The organism is Galactobacillus timonensis (assembly GCF_900240265.1).
GTDB classification, from domain to species: domain Bacteria; phylum Bacillota_I; class Bacilli_A; order Erysipelotrichales; family Erysipelotrichaceae; genus Bulleidia; species Bulleidia timonensis.
In genome coordinates this window covers 869,494-894,616 of record NZ_LT964739.1, presented here as the reverse complement: position 1 = coordinate 894,616, position 25,123 = coordinate 869,494, and the positions used below count along the sequence as shown (strand labels likewise).

Annotated in this window: 21 protein-coding genes and 1 tRNA gene; 2 read left to right on the top strand and 20 right to left on the bottom strand. The window is 52.7% G+C overall.

The genetic code is table 11. The features are described 5' to 3' along the window. Positions 1-10: 10 nt before the first annotated feature. The 8 genes from C1714_RS04205 to C1714_RS04170 all read right to left on the bottom strand — a co-directional run bounded on the left by C1714_RS04205 (position 11) and on the right by C1714_RS04170 (position 9,219). Complete coding sequence (locus C1714_RS04205; RefSeq protein ID WP_102342021.1) at positions 11-832, bottom strand: ChbG/HpnK family deacetylase; 822 nt, start codon at positions 830-832, stop codon at positions 11-13. After that, positions 829-1,950, bottom strand: coding sequence for an N-acetylglucosamine-6-phosphate deacetylase (gene nagA / locus C1714_RS04200; RefSeq protein WP_167849922.1), 1,122 nt, complete (start codon positions 1,948-1,950; stop codon positions 829-831). The genes C1714_RS04205 and nagA overlap by 4 nt, the downstream gene beginning before the upstream one ends. Before the next feature lie 60 nt (positions 1,951-2,010). Beyond that, complete coding sequence (locus C1714_RS04195; protein WP_102342019.1) at positions 2,011-2,691, bottom strand: hypothetical protein; 681 nt, start codon at positions 2,689-2,691, stop codon at positions 2,011-2,013. A 14-nt stretch (positions 2,692-2,705) separates the two neighbouring features. Next, positions 2,706-3,716 (bottom strand): serine hydrolase family protein, encoded by a 1,011-nt coding sequence (locus C1714_RS04190; protein WP_102342018.1) that lies wholly within the window; start codon positions 3,714-3,716, stop codon positions 2,706-2,708. Positions 3,717-3,766: 50 nt separating this feature from the next. Further along, positions 3,767-4,942, bottom strand: coding sequence for an alanyl-tRNA editing protein (locus C1714_RS04185; protein ID WP_102342017.1), 1,176 nt, complete (start codon positions 4,940-4,942; stop codon positions 3,767-3,769). Positions 4,943-4,946: 4 nt separating this feature from the next. Then, on the bottom strand, positions 4,947-5,471 hold the full coding sequence (locus tag C1714_RS04180; protein WP_102342016.1) for a hypothetical protein: 525 nt from the start codon (positions 5,469-5,471) through the stop codon (positions 4,947-4,949). A gap of 95 nt (positions 5,472-5,566) precedes the next feature. Beyond that, positions 5,567-7,966: a phosphoketolase family protein gene (locus tag C1714_RS04175; RefSeq protein WP_102342015.1), complete on the bottom strand. Its 2,400-nt coding sequence runs from the start codon at positions 7,964-7,966 to the stop codon at positions 5,567-5,569. A 110-nt stretch (positions 7,967-8,076) separates the two neighbouring features. Next, positions 8,077-9,219 carry a CapA family protein gene (locus C1714_RS04170; protein ID WP_167849921.1) on the bottom strand — a complete coding sequence of 381 codons (1,143 nt, stop codon included), beginning with the start codon at positions 9,217-9,219 and terminating at the stop codon, positions 8,077-8,079. Positions 9,220-9,337: 118 nt separating this feature from the next. Here C1714_RS04170 and C1714_RS04165 point away from each other — a divergent pair, with 118 nt between their 5' ends. Then, positions 9,338-9,850 (top strand): ferritin, encoded by a 513-nt coding sequence (locus C1714_RS04165; protein ID WP_102342013.1) that lies wholly within the window; start codon positions 9,338-9,340, stop codon positions 9,848-9,850. Positions 9,851-10,795: 945 nt separating this feature from the next. Next, positions 10,796-10,872: transfer RNA gene (locus tag C1714_RS04160), tRNA-Pro, on the top strand. Between the two features lie 349 nt (positions 10,873-11,221). On the opposite strand, the gene C1714_RS04155 is transcribed toward C1714_RS04160, so the two are convergent. The 12 genes from C1714_RS04155 to C1714_RS04100 all read right to left on the bottom strand — a co-directional run bounded on the left by C1714_RS04155 (position 11,222) and on the right by C1714_RS04100 (position 25,064). Beyond that, positions 11,222-11,641 carry a hypothetical protein gene (locus C1714_RS04155; protein ID WP_135567879.1) on the bottom strand — a complete coding sequence of 140 codons (420 nt, stop codon included), beginning with the start codon at positions 11,639-11,641 and terminating at the stop codon, positions 11,222-11,224. Between the two features lie 2 nt (positions 11,642-11,643). Further along, positions 11,644-12,834 carry a pyridoxal phosphate-dependent aminotransferase gene (locus C1714_RS04150; protein WP_102342011.1) on the bottom strand — a complete coding sequence of 397 codons (1,191 nt, stop codon included), beginning with the start codon at positions 12,832-12,834 and terminating at the stop codon, positions 11,644-11,646. Positions 12,835-12,837: 3 nt separating this feature from the next. Beyond that, positions 12,838-14,016, bottom strand: coding sequence for an MFS transporter (locus C1714_RS04145; protein ID WP_102342010.1), 1,179 nt, complete (start codon positions 14,014-14,016; stop codon positions 12,838-12,840). A gap of 6 nt (positions 14,017-14,022) precedes the next feature. Further along, positions 14,023-15,378 (bottom strand): M24 family metallopeptidase, encoded by a 1,356-nt coding sequence (locus C1714_RS04140; RefSeq protein WP_102342009.1) that lies wholly within the window; start codon positions 15,376-15,378, stop codon positions 14,023-14,025. After that, positions 15,375-15,986 carry a guanylate kinase gene (gene gmk / locus C1714_RS04135; RefSeq protein WP_102342008.1) on the bottom strand — a complete coding sequence of 204 codons (612 nt, stop codon included), beginning with the start codon at positions 15,984-15,986 and terminating at the stop codon, positions 15,375-15,377. Before gmk ends, C1714_RS04140 begins: the two co-directional genes overlap by 4 nt. A 20-nt stretch (positions 15,987-16,006) precedes the next feature. Next, a complete protein-coding gene (gene pepD / locus C1714_RS04130) occupies positions 16,007-17,455 on the bottom strand; it encodes a beta-Ala-His dipeptidase (RefSeq protein ID WP_102342007.1) in 1,449 nt (482 codons plus the stop codon). Next, positions 17,455-19,410, bottom strand: coding sequence for an alpha/beta hydrolase family protein (locus C1714_RS04125; protein WP_102342006.1), 1,956 nt, complete (start codon positions 19,408-19,410; stop codon positions 17,455-17,457). Before C1714_RS04125 ends, pepD begins: the two co-directional genes overlap by 1 nt. Before the next feature lie 101 nt (positions 19,411-19,511). Continuing rightward, positions 19,512-21,185, bottom strand: coding sequence for a peptide ABC transporter substrate-binding protein (locus C1714_RS04120; RefSeq protein ID WP_102342005.1), 1,674 nt, complete (start codon positions 21,183-21,185; stop codon positions 19,512-19,514). 22 nt (positions 21,186-21,207) lie between these two features. Next, the gene (locus C1714_RS04115) at positions 21,208-22,197 is read right to left on the bottom strand and encodes an ABC transporter ATP-binding protein (protein ID WP_102342004.1); all 990 of its coding nucleotides are present in this window, start codon (positions 22,195-22,197) and stop codon (positions 21,208-21,210) included. Continuing rightward, positions 22,181-23,191 (bottom strand): ABC transporter ATP-binding protein, encoded by a 1,011-nt coding sequence (locus C1714_RS04110; protein ID WP_102342003.1) that lies wholly within the window; start codon positions 23,189-23,191, stop codon positions 22,181-22,183. Before C1714_RS04110 ends, C1714_RS04115 begins: the two co-directional genes overlap by 17 nt. 12 nt (positions 23,192-23,203) lie before the next feature. Then, complete coding sequence (locus C1714_RS04105; RefSeq protein ID WP_102342002.1) at positions 23,204-24,130, bottom strand: ABC transporter permease; 927 nt, start codon at positions 24,128-24,130, stop codon at positions 23,204-23,206. A 10-nt stretch (positions 24,131-24,140) separates the two neighbouring features. Next, a complete protein-coding gene (locus tag C1714_RS04100) occupies positions 24,141-25,064 on the bottom strand; it encodes an ABC transporter permease (RefSeq protein WP_102342001.1) in 924 nt (307 codons plus the stop codon). Positions 25,065-25,123: the final 59 nt, after the last annotated feature.

Sequence of the window (25,123 nt, the reverse complement as noted above, 5' to 3'; positions counted from 1 at the left end):
AAATACAGAATCATTCTTCCTCCACTAGATCACGGTACGTAATCAGCTGTACATGATGATCCCGGATCCAGTCCTTGAACTGCTGCGACATCATCATCTCCGCATCCCGCATACGTTCAAGCGACAATGACGTACGTCCCATCAGATCCGCATCCACATAACCCGGATGCCCGAGCACCATCGCATATTCATGGCTCAGCAGATAGTCAGACACATCGGCCACATTTATGCTGAACGAATCCTTGGACAACTGTGCCGTCGGATCAAACACCTTCTTTCCCGACGCCTTGTCCGCCATCGGATCGACCTTGTCCCAGGCACTGACAATATGAAACTTCTGAATCACATCGAAGCTGTACGGAATACCCGTCGCCGCACTGATCTCATGAATCGTCTCCTCATACGGCTCACTCGAAATCGAATGCGCATGAAGATAGCCCGGCTTCTTTCCCGTCAGCTCCACGAAGCGGTTGTATTGCGCCCACAGTTCGCGCCGCACCTGTTCGAGAGGAAACATTTCTCTGCGTCCCGCTTCACTCTGCCATCTGGGATCATGAATGCGCACATTGGAGCGAATGAACTCTCCGCTCTCATCCACCAAGTCCGGAACACTGGAAGGATCCGAGACCGAAGGACCGGTCACAATGTTGAAATCGATACCGAAGCACACCTGCGGACGATCCGCCATATAGCTGACCGCAAGCTTCGCCGAAGGCATGTTGGCAAACAGTCCCGTATTGCGCAGCACACCGAAATCAATGCAATCAACGCCGCCGAACGTCGTTCCCCGCGTAAATCCAAAATCATCTCCCTGCACCAGCAGTTTCATCATTGATCCTCCTGCAGGACACCTGCACAATAGGTTGCACACACTTTCAGATCCGGATCCGTCACCACCAGATCCGCATCTTTGCCTTCCTCGATCGACCCCTTACGGTTATCAAAGCCAAGATAGCGCGCCGGATTGATCGTCGCCGCATTGATCGCCGTAACCAGCGGCAGATCCGCTCTGCGGTGAAGATTATAGACACCCTGATTCACATAGAGATGCGAACCGCACAGCGTACCGTCTGCCAGCATGTAGGCTCCATCATGGCACATATAGTCATAGGCAGGATCATCCTTCAGCGGCAATGAATCCGTCACCAGCATCAGCCGGTCCTTCCCTTTCATCGTTCCAATGATATGCGCCGTCGGAAACGCCACATGGTGACCGTCCCCGATGATTTCGCAATACAGATCTGGATTGCACAGTGCCGCCCCGAACAGGCCGGGTCTGCGATGATGAAACGGCAGCATCCCGTTGCCTGTATGTACCGTCGATGTCGCGCCCCATTCGACACCTTTCATGCCCGTATCATAGTCTGCTGCACTGTGACCCAGACCCACCCGGATCCCGTGACCCGTCACTTCCGGGATAAAGTGTTCCGCACCTTCACACTCAGGCGCACAGATTACGGTACAGATATGATGATGCGACAGCTCATCGTAATGAAGCAGCTCATCCGGATCCGGCTTCACAATGTTGTAGGGATCCTGCGCCCCGCGGCACGTAAAGGAAATGTAGTTGCCCTCCACATGGATGCCGAGAATCTCTGCACCTTCCCCCTTCTTCTGCGTATCGATCACATCGCCAAGCACCGCAAACGCCGCCTCATTTTCTGTACGGCTCTGTGTCGCCGTCGTCGCCAGAAACGACGTTACACCTTCTGCCGGCATGTGCCGCCGCCAGCGATTCATCGCTGCCTTATCCGGATGCCCCGCATCCGCCTTGTTCCAACCGTGCGTGTGAATATCGATGAATCCCGGCAGGATCCATTTGTCTTCGTAATCTACATCTGCCGAAGCGGATCCATAGTCATGGATCCCCTTGACCGTTCCATCTTCCAGTTCAATTTCTGCCGGAACGAGCTGCTCATGAAGCCATACATTTCTGCTTTGAATGATCATATGCATGTTCCTTTCTGCTGTCTCCATTCATTGTAATGAAAAAGCGGAGTCTCCTCCGCCTCAGTTCTTCACCATCGCAAGTGAACAATCATCTGTATACGCATCCGGAACCTGTGTCAGCACAAACGGATCGGCCGCGCCTTTCTGAGCCACCCATGTAACGGACAGCGAATGATCGTCCTTCCAGGAAAGATCAATGACCGCTCCGCCAACACTGCCGAAATCAACCGTCTGTTTCAGATCGTCGATCGAAAATACAGCGACCCTTCCAAACACATCACCGATCGCAAGCAGATCTCCATTGCCGGCGATCCGCGTCACCGCACTTTCAAAACAATGGTCATTGAGAATGTTGGCCATCGCCATATTCTCCTTGCGTCCCAGCTCATGACGCTTCACGACCTGGCGCGTACCTTCGATAATCGACTCATGATCGAATAACGACTGCCACACTTCGAGCGAAAGGAAGAACTTTGACTCTACCCTGCACGGATCGAGACTGCATTTCAGCACCTCACCATCCCGCAGACCGACATAGAGCACATCCTCATGGATCGCAACCGCATCAAAATAGAAGTCCACCGGAATCTCGCCGAACACACTGCCGTCTTCCTTCGTCAGCACCAGTGCATAGGGCTTCTGATCCGCATAGAGATTCATGCCGCGATAGCGCAGAGCCTTATCAAGATCCGGATTTTCCCGGTACGTATTTTCAACTTTCCTGTTTTCAGTAAATTTCATTGTTATGTTTATCCTCAGTTCAGATCCGAAATCATATCATCGTGCGCCGTAAGCAGCGGCGTAAACAAAGTTGTGAGCTGCGTAAAGTCCGCCGGCGCATTGGTCATCGCAACGATGATGAATGGATGATCCTCATACACGATGCCGCCCTCATTGGTCGAAATGAACGTATCCTCCGCCGTATCACCGACGTAATAGATCCAGCCCGCCTTCGTGCGTGTCATTGTTCCTTCAGCCACCAGCTGACGCAGCGACGAAGCATTCGGCGTCTCATACCACGAGGCACAGCTTCTTCCCTCGGGATCATTCAGGAACCAGAAGTAGTTCACCGCCCAGAGCTTCGCCACCTGGCGCGCCCCATAGTACGGATACATCTTTGTTGCAATCGCCGGATCCGCCCCGGCCTGTTCAACCCATTCCCGGATCGGAGGAAACGAATACTTGTCAATCAGATACTGGTACGCATCATTGTCACTGTTGCGTACCGCCTGTTCCATGCTCGAACCATCACTGGCAAGTGCACCTTCAACCGTATCCGCCGTCGAAGCGATATAGAACGCCTTGATTGAAGACGCCGAATAGAAATATTCATCCGCATTGTAGGACAGCGACCTTCCCGTCTGCAGATCATAGAGCACAAAGCCCGCGTCATAGCCATTGTCCTCGACCGTATCAACCGCCTTCTGAAGATCCGCAAGCACCGACGCATTCGCCTGATAGCCCACAGCCGTAATCGTATCCGTATCTTCCGGAATCGCATCCAGCATCTCTTCGGTGCCTTCCAGCGATGAAAGATCTACCGCCTTCGGCGTCGCCGTCGGTGTGGCTGCAGGTTCCTCTTCGCTCAGCGCTGACGGCGATGGCGCCATAGTTGCGGAACCGGAAACAGACGCTTCCGCATCCTGCTTTGTCTTTTCTTCTCCGGGCAGAAATCTCGCTCCAAGCAGACACAAAACCAGCAGACATAAAAGCACCAAAATAATGGTCAAAAGACGCTTTGTTTCCCTGCCGCTTCCCTGTTTCACCCTGTTCTCCCCACCTAAACGCAACTATTAAACCACAAACAGGGAATAAATCACTTGAAACTGGTAAACAAAGCCTTCAAAGTGTCCTCGATTTCCGTCTCTTGTGCCATGAAGCGGCCCTGGATCATATCCACACTTCCGCCGCCCCGGCCATTCAGAGCGCTGTTTAGCTGCTTTGCCTTCGCACGCAGATCGACACTCTGACTGATCAGGATGTAGCGCCAGCCGTCGGCTTCCTTCAGAAAGGCGCCGCAGACGCCGACACGTTTCTCTTCGACGGCACGGTTGCAGAAACGCCGCAGCTCCACCGGATCCCCTTCTTCCTCAAAGTCGAGGACCAGCGGCGCATTTTCTTCGACTCTGCTGTATTTCTCATCCAGCTGCAGACGATACAGCTCTCTGATCGTGTTGTGAAGAGCCGTATTCTCTGCCTGCAGCTTATCTGCAGCTTCCGCTGTCTCAAGCGGCGGAACCGACAGCAGCCGCGAAATCATTGCCGCATTGTGACGCAGCTGACGCATATAGGCAATCGCCCGATTTCCTGCCAAAAGAGAGATGCGTACACCGCCCTTATAGTTTTCAAAGCCCGTCATCAGTACCGGGCCGATCTCACCCGTATGTGCTACATGCGTACCGCAGCACGCACACACATCGACACCCGGATACGTAACGATCCGCACCGTCCCCGTCAGCTCCTTCTTCGAGCGATAGGAAAGAGAATCCAGTTCTTCCCTGGAAGGAAAGGTAATCAGGGAGGGAAGATCTGCCCAGACCGCCTCATTGACCCGCTGTTCAATCTCTTCTGCTTCCTCGAGCGTCATCGGGCCGTCAAAGTCAATCATCACCAGTTTCTCGTTCATATGGAAGCCGACATTGTCATAGCCGAACTTCTGATGAACAAAACCGGAAAACAGATGTTCCCCGGAGTGCTGCTGCATGAAGTCGAAGCGCCGTTTCCAGTCAATGATCCCGTGAACAGTGCTTCCCTCCGCAACCGGCTCGCTGACCGTATGCCAGATCACACCATCCCTGTCACGCTGCACATCACTGACAAAAAGGCCGTCGATCGTACCATGGTCGCATGGCTGACCGCCGCCCTCCGGATAAAATGCGGTGTCACTTAACTGCAGAAGATATTTTCCGTCCTTTTCCACGCAGCGGACAACTTCCGCATCAAACTCTTTCGCATACGGATCGCGGTAAAACAACTCCTTCATCTCGTCCATGTCATTACCTCATCATGCGGTCGTACCAGTAGAATTCACAGGATGCGGCCAGAAAAACCACCGCCAGCAGCAGGCAGATGCTCGCCACCGAATAACATGCATTCCGCCACCCGAAAAAGCCCGTCGTCAGCACATCATACAGCTGATTCAGAAACAGAAACGGTGCCACCGGCCACAGATGCTGAAGACGGCGCCGCCGCACCAGCAGACTCAGAAGCACGTAGCCGGCACTGTTGAACAGATACAAAACGCACAAAAGAGGGCTGTAAACAGCCCATTCCGCAAACGCATACCACGCCGTCAGCACCGCCATCACAAGCAGGAAGTTCGATATTGTTTTTCTCTTTTCTGTCCGCAGTAATACGATGCCGAAGATCAGCAGCGCAAAGGCCGTAAGCAGATCCGGGAAGCGCAGAATATTCACCGGAAGAAAGGCATAGGTGCCAAAAGAAAGAATGACAACAATCAAATAGAGCGCAGACTGAACCATGAACAGGACGCCTGCCGTAATTTTGAACCCTTTATACATTCCTCTATTTTACGATGGAACATCCTGTTTGTCTCAGAAACAAATCATGCCCGCAAACATTACGCCTGCGGGCATGGAACCATTCATTAATGCGATCAGTCGTGGAGCGGCTTCCACTGCCAGTCTTCAATCTCCGGCATATCGCGGCCGTACTCCTGAATGTACTGCTTATGAGCCACCAGCTTATCATTCATCAGCTGATACAGATACGCTCCGCGATTGCCAAGCTTCGGCAGCCGCAGCAGAACATCCTGAACCAGATGGAAGCGGTCAATGTCGTTCTGCACACGCATGTCGAACGGCGTCGTAATCGTTCCCTCTTCCTTATAGCCGCGCACATGGAGATCGCGGTTATGGCGGCGGTAGGTCAGCTCATGAATCAGCGTCGGATAGCCGTGGAACGCAAACACGATCGGCTTGTCCTTCGTAAATAACATGTCATATTCCGCATCTGTCAGACCGTGCGGATGCTCGCTTGCCGGCTGCAGCTTGAAGAGATCCACAACGTTGATGAAGCGAACCTTCACCTCCGGCAGATATTCATGCAGAATCGATGTCGCCGCAAGAGCTTCCAGCGTCGGCGTATCGCCGGCACATGCCATGACAACATCCGGCTCCTCGCCGATATCGGTTGAAGCCCAGCTCCAGATGCCGATGCCCTGGGTGCAGTGCTTCACCGCCTCATCCATGCTCAGCCACTGGGGACGAGGATGCTTGGATGCCACGATGACATTGACATAGTTCTTCGACTTGATGCAGTGATCGAAGCACGACAGCAGACAGTTGGCATCAGGCGGAAGATAGAGACGAACAACGTCTGCCTTCTTGTTGGCAATATGATCCAGGAAACCCGGATCCTGATGCGTAAAGCCGTTGTGATCCTGCTGCCAGATATGCGACGTCAGAATGATGTTCAGCGAAGCAATCTCCTCGCGCCACGACAGCTGATTGCACACCTTGAGCCACTTGGCGTGCTGCGCAGCCATCGAGTCAATGATACGCGCAAATGCCTCATAGGAATCAAAGAAGCCATGGCGCCCCGTCAACAGATACCCTTCCAGCCATCCTTCGCACATATGTTCCGAAAGGAACGAATCCAGGAAACGTCCATCACTTGACAGCAGTTCATCATTCGGCTCAATCGGAGCCTCCCATTGCCGGTTGGTCGCTTCAAAGGCATAGTTCAGACGATTGGAAAGTGCCTCATCCGGCGAAAAGGAACGGAAGTTGCGGCTCTTCTGATTGGCACGGAACACATCGGCCACAAACCTGCCGAGCTCCGTCATATCCTGTGCCGTAACAGTGCCGTGTCCCTCCATCTTGACGCCATAATTGCGGAAGTCAGGAACCACAAGGTCACGCAGCAACTTGCCGCCGTTAGCGTGCGGATTGGCGCCGATCCGGCGATCCCCCTTCGGTGCCAGCTCCTTCAGATCTGCGCGCAGCGAACCGTCTTCATTGAACAGCTTCTCCGGATGATAGCTCCTGAGCCAGGCCTCGACCATGCCTACATGTTCCGGCTTTGACATGTCGACCGGAACCTGATGGGCACGGAAACAGCCCTCAACAGGCTTGCCTTCCACTTCCTTCGGCCCCGTCCAGCCCTTCGGCGTACGCAGCACAATCATCGGCCAGCGCGGACGTGTCGCATCACCCGTTTCACGAGCGTGCTTCTGGATCGCCTTGATCTCTTCGATGCAGGTATCCATCGTCTCGGCCATCAGCCGGTGCATCGTCATCGGATCGCTGCCTTCGACGAAGTGCGGCTCCCAGCCGTAGCCCTTCATCAGATCTTCCAGCTCCTCGTGAGAGATGCGGGAAAGGACAGTCGGGTTCGAGATCTTATATCCATTGAGATGAAGAACCGGAAGAACAGCTCCATCCGTAATCGGATTCAGGAACTTGTTGCTGTGCCACGACGTAGCTAAGGGCCCCGTCTCGGCTTCACCATCGCCGACAATGACAGTCGCAATCAGATCCGGATTATCCAGAACAGCGCCAAAGCCGTGAGCCAGCGAATAACCAAGCTCCCCACCCTCGTTAATGGAACCAGGCGTCTCTGGCGCACAATGCGACGGCACTCCGCCCGGGAAGCTGAAGCGCTTGAACATCCGCTGCAGACCCTTTTCATCCTGCGAAATTTCAGGATAGACGTCGGTATAGGATCCGTCGAGCCAGTCGTTGGCGATGAAGAAGTTACCGCCATGGCCCGGTCCGGACAGAAGGATCATGTCGAGGTCATACCGCTTGATCACCCGATTGCAATGAACGAAGACAAAGTTCTGTCCCGGGACGGTGCCCCAGTGTCCGACAATCTTGTGCTTGATCATGTCACGGGTCAGCGGCTTTTTCAGCAGAGGATTGTCGAGGAGGTAGAGCTGAGCAGCAGAGAGATAGTTGGCCGCCATCCAGTATTCATTCATCTTCGAAAGAAGTGAATCAGTGATGGGGCCCTTTTCCTCCACTGCCGGTACGGTAGTGTTCGGTTCTGCCATAGAATTCTCCTTTTTTTTGGTTCTTGTTGTAATTGTTATGATACTCACAATCGGGCCGAAATGGAACTGTCCCGCCTCCGGAAAATATCACTAAACCGTTTCCATCCTGCTCAGACACCGATCGAAATGGTACTGTCCAGCGACGTGATGACAGGAAGATATTTCTGATACATCGCCTGCATGTTTGCGTCTTCCAGTTCCGTAAACGGAATCTCCCGGAAATCATAGAAACCGTTCGCCCCTTCTTTGTAGGAGTTGTAGAAAAGATCTGCCCGCGGATTCGACAATACCGTCGAAGAAGAGCCATCCGGCTGTACGGTCTTTGTAATCGTGACGCCGCCGGCCATGCCGATATGCGTCGCCTCTTTCGTCTGGGCACTGATCATATTTCCCAGAGAATAGAAGCACAGCGTCTTTCCGTTGATCCAGGTCACCGGCTCAATCACATGGGGATGACAGCCGATGATCAGATCCGCGCCGGCATCCGACAGTTCCTGCGCCAGACGTTCCTGCTCACTTGTCTGCTTCAGCGTATATTCCACTCCCCAGTGCATCGCAATGACGACGAGATCGGCCAGTTCATCGGCGGCTTTTACCTGCTCGAGCATCTCATCCTCATGGCCGGCATAAACGTTGACAAGATATTCCCTACCAGCCGGCGGATTCAATCCGTTGGTGCCATAGGTCCAGGAAAGAAACGCCGCCGTAATTCCATTTACGCATATCACGGGAATTTTCTTTCGTTCTTCCTCTGACAGGTTCGTGCCGGAAACACATACTTCGGGATGTGATCTCCAGAAAGCCATGCTATGCTCAATTCCTGCTACCCCCATATCCAGTGCATGATTATTGGCGAGAGACACCATATTGAAGCCATCACGGATCAATGTCTCACCGACCCCATCCGATGTATTGAACTGCGGATATCCGGAATAGCCAAGCTCCTCTCCACCCAGGATGCTTTCCTGATTGTAGTAGCGAAGATCATAGTTCTTTGCCATTGCAGCAATCTGCGCAAACTGTTTTGAATAGTCGTACGTTCCATCTTCCTGACGCCCATCATTTGTTACCGACAGATGCATTAAACAGTCACCGACCATAAAAAGATCAGCGCTGTAGACAGAAGGTGTTGGTACCGGCGTCGAAACCGATGAAGCTGAAGGAGCAGAAGAAGAAGTTACAGCAGCCGGTGCACCGCAGCCGCCAAGAAGTGCGATAATCAGAACAAGTGAGACAACCTTCTGTAATTTCATGATCTTATTTTCGCATGAAATGGTGACGATACGGATGGTAATCTTCATCGTATCTGCTTGATTATCACGGCAGTGCATACTATAAAGTAAGCGGAAGCTAACAAAGGAGAATAAGAATATGTTAGATAAAAAAGTTGCCGAACTGATCAACACCCAGGTCAACAAGGAATTTTATTCAGCTTATCTTTATCTCTATTTTGCGAACCATTTTGAAGATATTGGACTGGATGGGTTTGCCAACTGGTACACGATTCAGGCACAGGAGGAACGCGACCATGCAATGTTAATGCGCACCTACCTGTTCAATAACGGTGCACGCGTCACCTTTGAAGCGATTGAAAAACCGATGGAAGAAATTAAAGAACCAATGGATGCGCTGCAGGCCGGCTTAAAGCATGAAGCCTACGTTACATCCCTGATTAATGGATTATATGATGCGGCTAAAGCAGTAAATGATTATCGCACAATGCAGTTTCTTGACTGGTTTGTTAAAGAACAAGGCGAAGAGGAAAAGAATGCCGATGATCTGATTAAGAAGTACAAGCTCTATGGATCCGATCCCAAGGGACTCTATGCCCTCAATCAGGAGCTGCTCGGCCGTGTATATGCAGCACCGTCACTCGTACTATAATCGAAAATTGAGCTTCATCATTCCATGTTTTATCGAACTCATTAGATGTCCCATAATTATTCATCAACCGCAACCTGTAGCATTTCCATTTGAAATTATCTCTATTTCTTCTATACTGAAGCTGGAAAAAGGGTCACCAGTGACGGCTGCCCTTTCCGTTTAGCTAAGTTGACCGCTAACGTTAGAGAGCGAGGCGGTCATTTTTTAGAACCACGTCCAATCTTGTAGCCAAGACTGAGCGCAGAGAGAACGATTCCAATCAGTGAAACAATCAGACCCATTTCCTCAATTGTCATTGGATACCTCCTTACCGGAAATTCAATAAGGGAGGCCCGGTACAATATTCTCACCTCCCTGATGCCTTATACTGCACACCGGAAGGACAGCCGCCACCGTATAGTGACCGATGCTGAGGTTTTACCCCCTGCACTTTTTCTTAGGCGGAACACCGGCGCTTCCCCAACATCTCAACAAGAAATTTTCACTGATTGCAATTATCTTTTTTTTCCTTATACTGAAAGTGAAAAAAGGGTCACCAGTGACGGCTGCCCTTTCCGGTTAGACGAAATGACCGCTAACGTTTGAGAGCTAGGCGGTCATTTTTTTGAACCACGTCCGACCTTGTAACCAAGGCTGAACGCAGAGAGAACAATTCCAATTAATGAAACAATCAGAGTCATTTCTCCTACTGTCATAGGAACCCTCCTTACCGGAATTCAATAAGGGAGGCCCGGTACAATGTTCTTACCTCCCTGATGCCTTATACTTCGCACCGGAAGGACAGCCGCCACCGTATAGTGACCGATGCTGAGGTTTTACCCCCTGCACTTTTTCTTAGACAGAACATATATGGTTCCCAAATTTGATCCTGATTTTTTCCAAAAAGCCAAATATTCTATAGTTTTTTTCCTCCTCTTGTGTTAACATATCGTTTGCGTCAAAGCTCGGAAATTAGCGCAGTTTGGTAGCGCGCTTCGTTCGGGACGAAGAGGTCATGGGTTCGAATCCCGTATTTCCGACCATAGTTAAGAAAGCCGCATAATGATGCGGCTTTTGTTTATCTCAACCAGTTGTGGAACTTCCATTAACCCTTTGGTTTCAGATCTTCTGAAAATGGCACGCTGGACCACTGGATATGACCTGAAGTAATCCATACTATATAAATAAGCGCAGGGAAGTTCGCTTCCTGCCAAAGCACTTTGACAATGCCTCTTATTTATTCACCGGCGAAAAAGCACTCATCAATCATTCAATTGATGAATGCTTTTTTTCGATCGGCAACAGGTTCTGATTGTCCCATCAACTACACCCAAAATGGAAGATATATTGCTTTCCATAATAACGCGAACCAACACATGAGTATTCAGTCCGCTAGCCCATGATCAGTTCAACCTTGTTCCGCTTGAGCAGGTACATCACCTCCGGATAGTTATGAATATCCGCCTGGAAGTTCTTCTTTTTCCAGCCGTCTCTTGCGTAGATGTTGATCAGCTTCTTCGAGCAGTGCACCGTCATCAGATCATGATAGGTACATCTCTTCTTTCTGAACAGCCCCTGGTAGGTCATACCTTCCTCGTCGAATGTCAGCGTCACCCGGTAATGCAGCACAATCAGAAACACTCCAAGCGCAATCACCGCGATCAGCACCCAGATCAGATCACTCAGGCCGGCACGCACCTCATCCTCCGCAGCCAGTGACAGCACCAATAGAACGCCAAACACCGCAATCGTCACACCGCCCACAAGGACAGCGCGATCCTCTTCGCGGATCAGAATACTGTTGGTTTCCACACTCATTTCCGATCCCGCATCAGCTCTTTCAGGCCGCTGTCGAGCCGCTTCAGACCTTCCGCAACCATCTCATGACTCGTCGCATAACAGATACGGATATAGCCGTTGGAACGCGGACCGAAAAACTTCTCACCGCCCGCAACCAGAGCCAGCTTCGCATGATCACGCATGAAATCAACGAACTGCTGCGACGTCAGGCCCGTCTTCTCAATGTTCACAAACACAACGTAGGTTGCCTGCGGCTTACGGGCAGAAAGCACACCTGTCGAATTCACATAGTCCACAATCGTATCCCGGTTCTGCTGCAGATACTTCACGAAGCTGTCCGTCCAGTAGAAGCACGAATCCAGGCACGCCTGACCCGCAACCTGCGACAGCGAAGATACACCGCCCGCCGTCGTATCAACGGTGGACGCATCCACAAGCTTTGCAAACAATTCCGGATTATTCACCGTATAGATACAGCCGACCCGCAGACCCGCAATGCCGAACGACTTGGAGAAGCCATATACCGTCACCGTCCGCGTATTCTTCTCATTGCCAAGGTTCAATAACGAAATGTACTGCGCATCCGCATATACAATATCCGACCAGATCTCATCATTCATAATGTAAAGACCATGGCGGTTCGCCACATCCAGCAGATGTTCCAGCTGATCTTTCCGATAGCACATTCCCAGCGGATTATGAGGATTGCAGAAACAGATCATCTTCGTATGTTCCGTCACATAATCCTCAATGTCCGAAAGATCGATGTACCCGTTCTCCACATGCGTCGGATAGCGCACGGCTGTCGCACCTGCGTGATCCACGCTTGCCTTGAACAGAAAGTCTACCGGATCAAAGACAATCGCCTCATCACCCGGCTTCAGGATCGCCTCCGCCGTAATGAACATGCCCCGGGCAGCCGAATCAACCGGCAGAACCTGGGCAGGATTAATGTCTTCTCCCTTTCGTTCCTTCATTGCCCGGACAATACTCTTCTTGAACGAATCAAAGCCCCGGGCCGGCGTATAGCTGAAATAGCCCCCGTCGATATACTTCTTCAGCGCCTCACTGATTTCCGGCGCCGGCTTGAAATCCGGGTCTGCAGCCGTCAAAGGAAGAACACCCTCCGGCACCTCAGCCCACCGGTAATTGAATGCCCGCTGCTTCAATACCGAAAGATCAATATCTTCATTGCGAAACTCCATACCTTACTCCTGCCTCTCGTATTCTTTCCTTAAACCGACCGCGAATATCGCAGCCGCAGCGAAGCACACGGCCGCAGCCACAAATGAACCGCGCGGCGACGCCACATACGTAAATCCCGCCACAAGCGAACCGATCACGCTGCCAACGCTGTTGAAACCATTATAAGCGCCGACCAGGATGCCCTGCTCACCACTGTCCAGCCGCCCGATCATTGCCTGCAGCAGCGGCTTGTAGATGGCATTGAATCCAAACAGCACCACATTCAGCACAACAAACGGCACAATCGCATCAGAGACCACAATACCCACCAGCATCAGTGCACAGACCAGAAACACTGGAACAATACTGCGGAAAATATCCGTCTTCTTCAACAGCCACACCGAAACCGTCGCATTGGCAGCCAGCGTAATGACACCCGAAATCCCCTTCAGGATTCCGTTCATCGACGGCTCAAAGCCATACTGATCACGGATGAAGTAGTTGAAGCACTGATCATAGCAGTTCGAAGCCAGCGACGTAATCAATGCCACCGCAAGAAACAGCACCACCATCCGGCTCATGATCCCACTCATCTCCACAAAGGAAGAGAACGGATTCATCGTCTTCAGTGAAAGCCTGCCGCCCGCCGTTTTACGTTCCTGATCCTCCAGGAAGACCAGAACCAGTATTCCGATCAGTGCCAGCCCCACGATCTGCGCAACGATTGCCAACCGCACCGACCGGCTGCCGATCAGGCCCCCGATCAGATAGCCGAACGCACTGAACACTGCCGACACCGATGCCATCACCGCCAGCGATGCCCCTGTCTTCTCCGCCTTCTCAACTGTCAGGATGTACATGATCTGACCGTCCATCACCGCCGCGATGAAAAACCCCGCAAACAACCGTGCCAGAGCCACTTCCCATGCATTGCCTGACTGCAGAAAGAAGAACTGCCCCAGCGCATAACCACCATAGCCGATCGCCATCACCTTCGCTATGCCGATCCGCTCCGCAATCTTTCCCCAGAAGGGTGAAAACAGAAAGCACGCAAATGCCATGCACGCAAAGGCAACGCCGAACGTATAATCCGGAAGGTTCAATTCCTGAAAGAACGCAGGCTCAATCGGATGCGCAAAGTTCGCCGCCAGCGAATACAGCGCCACACTGACCTGCAGATACAGAACGGAACGCCTACGCATCACTTCTCATCCAATCAGATGGAACTGCGTCTGACGCCCGGCCATGTAATACTTCTTCCCATCCCTGAGCATCACATCGGTCTCCATGCTGAAGGGAACCTTCTGGCCCCACAGAGGCACCGCCGCATTCAGTTCCAGAGAATAGCACGTATGATCATGCATCACATAGTCGCCTTCCCCGGGTACACCGCCCTGCATATCCCACAGGCCGATCGTCGGTCCCGCCGCATGACCGTCAAAGCCCAGCGGATGACAATAGATGCACGGCTCAAGACCTTGGGCCTCTGCCCGTGCTCTGGCGCTGGCAAGAATCTCATTGCCCGTACGTCCCGCCGCAAACTCATTCAGCGTAATCTCCTGCAGACGATTGGTCGCCGCCATCGCATCCTTCAGCTCCTTCGGCGCATCCGTTTCATCATTCTTCAGCACATACGCCATCTCCTGCGTATCCGTGCAAAGACCAAGATACCGGAAACCGATATCACAATGCAGGAGGTCACCGGGAAGAATCACATGCTCCCCGGACAGTTCACCCAAGCCTTCCCGCGTAATCTCGCAGTCATATTCAAACCATGGCGAAAGACCCATGTCCACCGACTTCTGCATCATCCAGAAACGTACATCATCCTGTGTCGTCACACCCGGATGAACAACCCGCGAAGAGAAGGCCTCCTTGATCAGCGCATGCGCAATCTGAACAATGCCCGTATACGCATCCAGCTCCTCATCGATTCTTGTTTCAAGCCACCCCACGCACAGTGGAGCCGCCGACACGACCTTCGCACGATCCTCTTCAGGCAGCACCTTCATGATTTCCTGATACAGCGAATAGGAAAGGCCATCACCATACGCCGTCACCGTTGAATAGTCCAGACCGATTCTGGTGGGATGAAGCTCATGCACAAAGCGCCCAAGGCACTCCATCTGTGTCTCCGGAACCTCCGACACCTTCACACCGTTCACATTCTTCGGAAGATTGCGATCATGACCCCACGCCTGTCCCTTCGGGTTCAGCCACGCCGCCGTATAGTAGCTCCCAATGTCCGGCACCGGATGGGTCAGAGAATAGCGGCTCACCGTCCCGTTTTCATTGAGATGGAACACCAGAATCGTAAGTCTCCTTGCACTTAACATGCCCCATGGCGACAGCGTACGGAACACCGGGTCCTCATTGTGCTCATGATTGCACACAACCCATGTATCGATGCCCTCCCGCTTCATCACCATCGGCAGAACTTTCTCGAGGCGGATCTTCAGCCACCCGTCAACGATCTCTCCCTGCTTCCGGTACGAAACAAGCTTCTCCTTCAGATCATCCGCCGCCGGAATGTCCGTCAGAAAATCACGATCCGAGATTCTCATATCTCCGGCACCTCGGTTTCTTCCTGATCCGACGCATCCTTGCGCTTCTTCAGTTCCTCAAGAATTGCCTTCTTGATTTCAGCCGCCGCCCTGTCCGGATCCTCATTGGTCACAACATGCTTGAACAGCGGAGCCAGTTCCATCTCCATCTTCGCCTTGTTCAGACGGCGCTTCGCCGAAGCCTCATCATCGCCATAGGTCTTCTCAACCTGCGCCGCCAGATCCTCATAGCTCTTGGGCATCACGAAGACAGCCAGCGCATCCGGCAGATTCAGCTTCAAAGGACCGACGCCCTGCGCCTCCACTTCCAGCAACACATTCTTTCCCTTCTCGAGAAGGAATTCGACCTGTGCCTTCGGCGTGCCGTAGTACCAGCCATTGAACTCCGTATACTCCAGAAGCTCATGTTTCTTGACGGACTCCGCAAACTCCTTGAACGTAATGAAGTAGTAGTCCTTTCCGTCCACTTCATCCGGACGCTTGGGGCGCGTTGTCACCGATGTCGAATAGAACAGATCCAGATCCGGATCCTTCAGAAGACGCTCCCGGATATTCGACTTGCCGACCGACGATGCACCGGTCAGAATTACTGCAAGACCTCTTGTCATATGATTTATCCCTCCCAAGATCAATCCTTGCACAAAGCCATGATTTCACAGAGAATCGCATAGCTGCGATCAAACGAAGCCAGGTCCAGTTTCTCCTGCACCGTATGACAGCCTGAAGCGATCGGGCCGAAGGTAATGATATCGATGCCCGGACGCAAGCCGCTCCACACACCGCATTCATTGCCACCATGGGCAGCTTCCACTTCCAGTTTTTCATTGCGCTTTGCAAGTACGGCCGCAAACTTGTCACGCATCGGAGATTCCTTCTTGAAGTTCCAGCCCGGATAGCGTCCCGACACCGAATAGTTCACGCCAAGAATCTCCGCCAGTTTCTTCAGTTTCCCAAGCAGATCATCCACACCCGTATTCAGAGCCGAACGCGTCAGTGTCTGCAGATGGACATGATTTCCCGTCGTCTTTGCAATGCCAAGGTTCAACGACGTCAGGGTCAGACCCTCGATTGCCATCGAGCGATGCTGGAAGCCGTTGGGCATCAGGTAGATATAGTCCAGAAGGGCATTGGATGTCTTCTCGTCCGCATGGTCACGCACACCTTCAACCGGCCCAATATTCGCCTTGAAGCCCAGATCCGAAAACTCCAGTTCCTTATGAATCGCATCCACACTTAATACCAGACTCTTCTGAATCAATGCCTCATCGGCGCTGCTGGTAAACACGATGCTCGCATCCGTCGGGATCGCATTGTCCTTCGAGCCGCCACTGATCGAAACGACGCGCACATCTACGCCACGCTCCCTAGCCTCTTGCAGAATACGTACCGCAAGCACATCGGCATTGCCCTTTTCCTTATGGATCTCGCCGCCGCTGTGTCCACCGCTTAAGCCACCGACCTTAAGCTCATAGGCGGCGTCCTGATTCTTCTCTAAAACCAGGTCCAGATCAAGATTCACATCCGCACCGCCGGCCGAAGACAACCCCGTCTTCGTCTCACCGCCGCCATCAAGACAGATCAGACGATCCCCGTGCACATCCGAAGGCTTCATCTGCTGCGCACCGACAAGACCGATCTCCTCCATCGTTGTAAAGATGCACTCGAGTGCCGGATGCGCCAGACTGTCGTCCTCCAGTATTGCGAGCATGTACGCCACGCCGACGCCATCGTCGGCCCCTAGTGTCGTGCCTCTGGCACGAAGGTTTCCGTCTTCATCGACATACAGATCCAGCGGATCCTTTTCAAAGTCATGGCTGCTGTCATTTGCCCTGGCATTGACCATGTCCATATGTGCCTGCAGAATCAGCGGAGCCGCATCTTCGTAGCCGGGCGACGCCGGCTTGTCTACCGTCACATTCCATACATCATCCTGATGGCAGGCAAAGCCATGGTCCTTCGCAAACTGAACAACCATGTCACTGACCGCCTTCTCATTGCGTGAGCCGCGGGGAATATCGCTGATCCGCCTGAACCAGCAGCACCAGCGCTTCGACGTATCAAATTCCATAACTGCCATTATTCAGCCTCCTTCAGATGGCTTTCCATCCAGTTTGTAATCTCTTCCAGTCTGCGGATCCTGTGCTTCGGCTTCCCGCTGCGGGAAAGCTCATGGTTCTCACCCTTGAACAGCACCATCTTCGTCTCAACACCGCGCACCTTCAGCACCATGTACAGCTGCAGACCTTCCCATACCGGGCAGCGGTAATCTTCCAGCGAATGAATGAACAGGGTCGGCGTCGTCACTTCGTTGGCATACTTGAGCGGTGACATCTGCCACAGTTCCTTCTCGGCATGATAGATATCCTTGAACTCCTGCTCAATCGGGAAGTCGAGACCATAGTCCGACGCCGTCACTTCCGTGATCCAGTTCGAGATCGAACGCTGCGTCGCCGCCGCCTTGAAGCGGTGCGTATGACCGATGATCCAGTTCGTCATATAGCCGCCATAGCTGCCGCCGGTAACGCCCATATGATCCCTGTCCATCTGCGGATACTTCGCAAGACATGCGTCAACGAAATCCATCAGATCCTCATAGTCCACAGTCCCGTACTTCTGTCTGAGATCCGCAAACGCATTGCCCCGGCCATCGGATCCTCTCGGATTGCAGAAGATCACAAAGCAGCCCATCCCGGCCCATACCTGCATCTCATGGTAGTACACCGTACCGTAGGCACACTTCGGACCGCCATGGATATCGAAGATCACCGGATACTTCTTCCCGGGATCATAGTTCATCGGCTTCAGAACCCAGCCATGAACCGGCATCGCCTTGTCTACAACAACCGGCTCCGGGTACGCTACGTATCTGTCCTTCTGATATTGTCCATTCAGATCGGTAACTGCAGTCAGGACGTCGTTGTCTGCCGCATACACCTCCTGCAGCTTCTGATCCACCATCGCAATGACATAGGCTCTGCCGTTGATGACGCAGAAGTCATCGACCGATCCGGCAATGTGGACAAATTCCGTCAGATGATCACCCGTCTTCCTGAACAGAACACCATCATCACCAGCAGCGGAAAGGAAATATGCATCGCCGTCGAATTTTGCAAACTGACGCGTACGGCCGAAGTGACAGTCCGTACCGATCGTGTTGTAGAGCGACAGCTCATTCTCCGCGTCCAGATTCATTTCACCATTCTTCAGCTCGTAGAATCTGCTCGACTCCATCGCACCCCAGTCCTTCGCAAAGGTGCCGGCCACAATCACCCGGTCCCCTTCATAGAAGGCTCTGGTTATCTGCATCTTTCCGTTATAGAGCGTCTTCAGCTGCTTCGAAAGGCCGTCAACTTCATAAACCCACGACCACTTCAGCTTCACCTGCTGAAAGTCGATGCCGCTGAACAGGATTTTCGTACCTTTGATATCGTAGGATTCCACATCGATCGTCAACGGGATCAGATCCGTAATCGTCTCCGACTTCTTATCGTACAGAAACAGTGAATGGCGGTTGCCGTTGACGACGCCTTCGCCGTTGAACACAAACGGATATTCATTCAGGACAACGTAATCATCATTGTCACGTTCCTTCTGGTCCTGATCCTTTCTCTGCTGTTCACTCAGCTGATGATACTCGGGGCAGCGGCGGTTGATTGTCGCCGCAAGCAGATAGTGATCATCATCAAAGTCACGCACATCATCGACCGCCAGCGGCACGGAAAATGCCGGCTCCATGCCCTGCCCTGTAACATACAGGAATGTCGAACTGACGCCGTCCTGCTCCTTGTCATTAACATCCTGCAGAAGAATGCCGTCCTTCAGAACATAATACGGCGTACGCTTCCGCCACTCGCTGAGGGCGGTACGTTTTCCACTGCTTATATCAATTCGATCCAGACGCTGTCTGTAATCGTTATTTTCAAGATCACTGATTGTTTCTACAAAATACAATGCGTCCCCGTTGACGGACGGGCGCAGATCGCTCAGAAAATGAAACTTCGTAAAATCTTCCAGCTTCATCGGTTCCATCATGCACTTCCTCTTTCCTGAATAGTTCGTTTCAACTGCAAATAAAGACAAAAGAAACAGTAAGAAGCCAGCCTACTCCTTACTGTTTCATCAAATGACTCTGCTTAGTCCTGCGGAACCTTGACGTACCAGAAGACAACGTTGCCCTGCGGGTTCGGGATATATCCGGTTGTGCCGGGCTTAGCCAGCATTACAGACTTGTAGCCGAACAGCGGAACAATGTAGCTCTGTTCCTCAACGAGGTACTTCTCAGCTTCGTGCAGCTTCGCATAACGCTCAGAGCCTTCAAGCTCACGTGAATCCATGATCATCTGATCATAGGTATCATCGCCCCAGACGTGAGCACTCGGCTGATTGGACTGCAGCGGCATATCAAGGAACGTCGACGGATCCATGTAGTCTGCGGAGAACGCATGACGAGCCAGCTCGAAGTTGCCATCCGAACGATCCTGGAAGAAGGTACGGATTTCGCCTGTCTGCAGTGTCAGATCAACGTAGATATCAGCCCACTGTTCCTTCAGGACAGCCGCAACTGTATCATGCATCGAGTTCTGGTTGTAGTAGTATGTCAGCTTCAGAGGGTTGTCTGCAGAATAGCCTGCAGCTTCCATCAGAGAACGAGCCTCGTCCTTGTCTGTGTATGTATACTTCTCTTCAGCATCAGCCTCCTCACGGAAGTCACCGGTATCACCCGGAATGCCAACCGGAACAAGACCATCGAGCTCATAGTACACACCCGGAACATCGAGAGCCGTAACGATTGCAGAACGGTCTACGCCAAGCGACAGAGCGCGGCGAACGTTCGCATCATGGAGGGCCTCAACATCACCAAAGGAGTTAATCAAAACGAAGTAGTTGATAACGGAGCTGGCCAGAATCAGCTCATCCGAATCAGCATAGGTCTTGGCAACCGACGGATCCAGCGACGTCGCATAGTCGATTTCACCCGTCTGATATGCAAGCAGCTGCGCATCCATATCAGCCATGACTTCGCAGGTCATCGTATTTACAGTGATCTGATCCGCATCCGGGAAGTACTCATTCTTCTCCATGACGATCTCAGAAGCACGGTCGATGGACGTCGGATGGAACGGACCATTGGTCGGGATGCTCGCATCATCTGCCCATGTATAGTCACCGGACTTTGCCAGATCCTCACGCATCGGGTAGAAGACACCTGCCGACAGCAGCGACAGGAAGTACGGGCACTTGTTGGCAAGCTGAATGACAATTGTCGTATCATCCGGTGCCGTAATGCCGAGATCCGTCATCGTATCAACCGGCTGACCAATGTACTCAGCAGCGTTAAGCACATAGTCCGTCATGAAGTACGAATAATAGGAATCGGCAGCGCCAAGAGACAGCGCATGCTTCATGCCGTAGACGTAATCGCCGGCGACGCACGGCTGACCATCAGACCACATCAGGTCATCACGCAGCGTGAAGGTATACGTCATCGTATCTTCATCATAGGTCTCATCCTTGACAGCTGCCGCAACCATCGAACCATCCTCAGCAATGTAGTACATCGGATAGTAGATCTGGTTCAAAACATAGGATGTAACGGAGTCGTCCGCATAGCCCGGATCCAGGTAGCTCGGCTCACCGCCGATTGCGTACGTAAATGTATCCTTGTACGCAACATCAGTCGTACCGCTGTCAGCGCCTGCCGACGCACCAGCAGCCGAAGTACCGGAAGTCGTGGAGCCGGATCCGCAGGCAGCCAGTGAAACAGCCATCAGTCCAGCCAGCGCAGACTTTGTAAATCTGTACTTCATAGAATTTCATTCCTCCTTTTTCTTACTTCTCGTAAAGATGACAGCAGACCATGCGTTCCCCGATCCGGATCGGCTTCGGTGCCTCAGTTCTGCAGCGTTCCGTCGCCTTGGGGCAGCGGGTACAGAACGGGCATCCCTTCGGAGGGTTGATTGGGCTGGGAATCTCGCCCTCCAGCACGATGCGTCCCTTTGCCTTTGCAACATCGGGATCCGGAATCGGAATCGCAGACAGCAGTGCTGCCGTATATGGATGCAGCGGCCGATGATATACATCGGCGCTTGGTCCCAGTTCCACAAGATGACCAAGATACATAACTCCGATACGATCCGAGATATGCTTGACCATCGACAGATCATGGGCAATGAAGATATAGGAAATGCCCAGTTCCTTCTGAATCTGTTCCAGCAGGTTTACAACCTGCGCCTGAATCGAAACATCCAGCGCCGAAATCGGCTCATCGCACACGATGAACTCCGGATTCACTGCCAGAGCTCTTGCAATGCCGATACGCTGACGTTGACCGCCGGAGAACTCCGCCGGATAGCGGCGAATGTGGTCCGGCTTCAGACCTACGATCTTTAAGAGTTCAACAACCCGTGCCTCCCGTTCCTCATCCGTGTTGTAGATGTTATGGACGATCATCGGCTCCTTGATGATTTCACCGACCGTCATCCGCGGATCGAGCGACGCATACGGATCCTGGAAGATCATCTGCATCTTCTTGCGGTAGGCCTTCAGCTGTTTTCCCTTCAGGTGCGAAATGTCTTCGCCCTCGTATTCAATGGTGCCGCCCGTCGGCTCATAGATCTTTACGATCGTTCTGCCCAGCGTAGTCTTGCCGCAGCCCGATTCACCGACGAGTCCAAACGTCTCATTCTTATAGACATCGAACGAAACATCATCGACAGCCTTGACGATCTGCTTCTTGCTGAAGACGCCCTTCGTTACATCGAAGTAGGTCTTCAGGTTTCTTACCTTCAGGACCGGGGTTTTGTTACTTGTTTCCGCCATTCTTCGCCCTCCTGTCCAGCAGCCAGCAGCGGCACGTATGCGACTCACTCAGCACCGTCTGATCCGGCATATAGTCCTTGCATACACGCATCCCCTTCGCACAGCGGTCCACGAACGGACAGCCCTTCGGCGGATTGAGAAGATCAGGCGGCGAACCGGGGATCGGCTGCAGCGGCTTATCGTCATCATCCTCCGGGTTGGCGACGCAGCTCAGCAGGCCCTTCGTATATTCATGCGCAGGACGATAGAAGATATCCTGCACCGTCCCTTCTTCCACAACCTTGCCGCCATACATGATGCAGATGCGGTCGCACAGCTTCGCCACAACGCCAAGGTCGTGGGAAATCATGATGACAGCCGAATTCGATTTCTGCTTCAGATCATCAATCAGCTCCAGCACCTGGGCCTGAATCGTAACGTCGAGCGCCGTTGTCGGCTCATCGGCGATGATCAGCTTCGGCGAATTGGCCAGCGCAATCGCGATGACAATTCTCTGCCGCATGCCGCCAGAAAACTCAAACGGATACTGATCAATACGCTTCTCAGGCGAAGGAATACCGACCTGAACCATCAGCTCCAGCGCACGCTGACGTGCCTGTGCCTTCGTCATCTTCGTATGATTCAGCAGCGGCTCCATGAGCTGATCCCCGACCTTGGTGATCGGATCCAGGAACGTCATCGGATCCTGGAAGATCATGCCCATCGTGTTGCCGCGGATCTCACGCATCTTCGCCTCATAGGCCTTCCTGCTGGGAAAGCTTGAAGGTGAAATATCTTCGCCGTCAAACGTCACCTTTCCGCTGGCAACGTTCCCATTCTCGGCCAGAAGACCGATGATCGAGTACATGGTCTGTGACTTTCCGGATCCCGATTCGCCAACAATGCCAAGGGCCTCACCCTTGTCAACATGCAGCGTAACGTCGCGGACCGCCTGTACGGTTCCTGAGTCGGTGTGGAACTGTGTATTCAAGTGTTCTACTTCCAGCAATGCCATTCCGACACCTCCTTATCTTGTCTTCATCTGGAACGCTTCACCAATGCCGTCACCGACAAAGTTCAGCGACAGAATCGTCAGGCAGATCGCACTGATCGGCCAGATGATCTGAACCGGATTGGTGAATACCAGTTGCCGGCAGTCATTTGCCAGAATGCCCCAGCTCGGCGTCGTCGGCGAAAGTCCGATACCGACGAAGGAAAGGAAGGATTCCGTAAAGATTGCGGAAGGAACCATGAGGGTCAGTTCGACGATGATCGGTCCCAGGGAGTTGATAACCAGATGCTTCAGAAGAATGCGGGCATCGCTGCAGCCGATGACCTTGGCCGCCAGCGAGAATTCCTTTTCCTTCAGCGACATGACCTGGGTACGGACCTGACGTGCCATGCCGATCCAGGAAGTGAGGCAGATGGCAAGGATCATGGAGTTGACCGAGTTGCCGAATACCATCAGGATCAAAATGACATACAGCAGCGTCGGAACGGAGTAGATGATATCGATGATACGCATCATGATCATGTCCGTCTTGCCGCCGACATAGCCCGAGATGCCGCCATAGACGATGCCGACAACCAGGTTGATGGCCGCCGAGATGAAGCCGATCGACAGCGAGATGCGGGCACCGTAGAAGATACGTACAAAGATGTCACGTCCAAGCTTGTCGGTACCGAACGGATGGGCCATGGACGGCAGTGCATTACGCACCGAAATATCCTGTGACTCATAGGTATAGGGAGAAAGTGCCGGCACAGCGATTGCCATTACAACCATGAAGGCAAGGAAGATCAGACCGAAGAGGGCGAGCTTGTTCTTGCGGAACCTGTCCCACGCATCTCTTGCGAAGGTCTTCGACTTCATGGCAATGAATTCGGAATTCTTCTCATTTTCCGGCAGCGGAGTAAACAGGCCGTCAGGAATGTTCATATTGATTTCGCTCATGTCTCTCGCCTCACTTTTCCAGCTTGATCCGAGGATCGACGACAGCTGCCGCGACATCCGAAGCCAGGTTCATTACGATGACGATCGCTCCCAGAAACATCGTCAGGCCCATGACCAGCGTATAGTCACGGTTCGTGATGGAGTTGGTAAACTCACGTCCGATGCCCGGGATCGAGAACAGCGTCTCGATGACCAGGGAGCCGGTAACCAGGCCCGAGAACATCGGTCCGGCATAGGTGATGACCGGAAGCAGCGAATTCTTCAGCGCATGCTTGCGGATGACCTTGGATTCACTGTCACCGGTGGAGCGGGCAAGAATGATGTAGTCATCATTCATGACATCACGCATGCTGGAACGCTGCAGACGGGTGACGTTGGAAATCGGTCCCAGGGACAGTGCCAGACACGGCATGATGAAGTGTTTCCAGCTCTTGAGGCCGACAACCGGCAGCCATCCGAGCCAGACGCCGAAGACAATCATCATTAACAGGGCAAACAGGAACGATGGTATTGAGACGCCGAGCGTCGCAAATACCGTGATCGCTCCGTTGACGGCCCCGTGTTTGGTCAGTGCCGAAATGATTCCCAGCAGCAGTCCGATGCCCATGGAGAAGACAAAGGCGATCAAACCGATCTCAGCGGTAACCGGAGCACGCTGAACGATGATGTCGCTGACCTGCTGGCCGCGCTTGGAGATGGATTCGCCGAAGTCTCTGTGCAGTGCGTTATTCATGTAAATGACATACTGCTCCGAGATCGGCTTATCGAGTCCGTATTTCTCTTCCAGTGCCGCGTAGACCTCAGGTGAGAGTCCTCTGCCTTCCTGTGAAAACGGATCACCCGGCATCGCATGGACGCCGAAGAACGTGATCGTCGCCAGGATGAACAGTGTCAGAACGCCTACAAGCAGTCGTTTGATAATGTATTTAAGCATCCCGTCCTCCTTCTGACTTGAATCGAGAATTCACACCCCGAAGATGAATTCTTTGATAG

What these genes read in the sequence shown, in the direction of transcription:
- C1714_RS04205 (WP_102342021.1), bottom strand. Translation starts at nt 832, where the DNA reads ATGATGAAACTGCTGGTGCAGGGAGATGATTTTGGATTTACGCGGGGA.
- nagA (WP_167849922.1), bottom strand. Translation starts at nt 1,950, where the DNA reads ATGATCATTCAAAGCAGAAATGTATGGCTTCATGAGCAGCTCGTTCCG.
- C1714_RS04195 (WP_102342019.1), bottom strand. Translation starts at nt 2,691, where the DNA reads ATGAAATTTACTGAAAACAGGAAAGTTGAAAATACGTACCGGGAAAAT.
- C1714_RS04185 (WP_102342017.1), bottom strand. Translation starts at nt 4,942, where the DNA reads ATGGACGAGATGAAGGAGTTGTTTTACCGCGATCCGTATGCGAAAGAG.
- C1714_RS04180 (WP_102342016.1), bottom strand. Translation starts at nt 5,471, where the DNA reads ATGTATAAAGGGTTCAAAATTACGGCAGGCGTCCTGTTCATGGTTCAG.
- C1714_RS04175 (WP_102342015.1), bottom strand. Translation starts at nt 7,966, where the DNA reads ATGGCAGAACCGAACACTACCGTACCGGCAGTGGAGGAAAAGGGCCCC.
- C1714_RS04170 (WP_167849921.1), bottom strand. Translation starts at nt 9,219, where the DNA reads ATGAAATTACAGAAGGTTGTCTCACTTGTTCTGATTATCGCACTTCTT.
- C1714_RS04165 (WP_102342013.1), top strand. Translation starts at nt 9,338, where the DNA reads ATGTTAGATAAAAAAGTTGCCGAACTGATCAACACCCAGGTCAACAAG.
- C1714_RS04150 (WP_102342011.1), bottom strand. Translation starts at nt 12,834, where the DNA reads ATGGAGTTTCGCAATGAAGATATTGATCTTTCGGTATTGAAGCAGCGG.
- C1714_RS04145 (WP_102342010.1), bottom strand. Translation starts at nt 14,016, where the DNA reads ATGCGTAGGCGTTCCGTTCTGTATCTGCAGGTCAGTGTGGCGCTGTAT.
- C1714_RS04140 (WP_102342009.1), bottom strand. Translation starts at nt 15,378, where the DNA reads ATGAGAATCTCGGATCGTGATTTTCTGACGGACATTCCGGCGGCGGAT.
- gmk (WP_102342008.1), bottom strand. Translation starts at nt 15,986, where the DNA reads ATGACAAGAGGTCTTGCAGTAATTCTGACCGGTGCATCGTCGGTCGGC.
- pepD (WP_102342007.1), bottom strand. Translation starts at nt 17,455, where the DNA reads ATGGCAGTTATGGAATTTGATACGTCGAAGCGCTGGTGCTGCTGGTTC.
- C1714_RS04125 (WP_102342006.1), bottom strand. Translation starts at nt 19,410, where the DNA reads ATGATGGAACCGATGAAGCTGGAAGATTTTACGAAGTTTCATTTTCTG.
- C1714_RS04120 (WP_102342005.1), bottom strand. Translation starts at nt 21,185, where the DNA reads ATGAAGTACAGATTTACAAAGTCTGCGCTGGCTGGACTGATGGCTGTT.
- C1714_RS04115 (WP_102342004.1), bottom strand. Translation starts at nt 22,197, where the DNA reads ATGGCGGAAACAAGTAACAAAACCCCGGTCCTGAAGGTAAGAAACCTG.
- C1714_RS04110 (WP_102342003.1), bottom strand. Translation starts at nt 23,191, where the DNA reads ATGGCATTGCTGGAAGTAGAACACTTGAATACACAGTTCCACACCGAC.
- C1714_RS04105 (WP_102342002.1), bottom strand. Translation starts at nt 24,130, where the DNA reads ATGAGCGAAATCAATATGAACATTCCTGACGGCCTGTTTACTCCGCTG.
- C1714_RS04100 (WP_102342001.1), bottom strand. Translation starts at nt 25,064, where the DNA reads ATGCTTAAATACATTATCAAACGACTGCTTGTAGGCGTTCTGACACTG.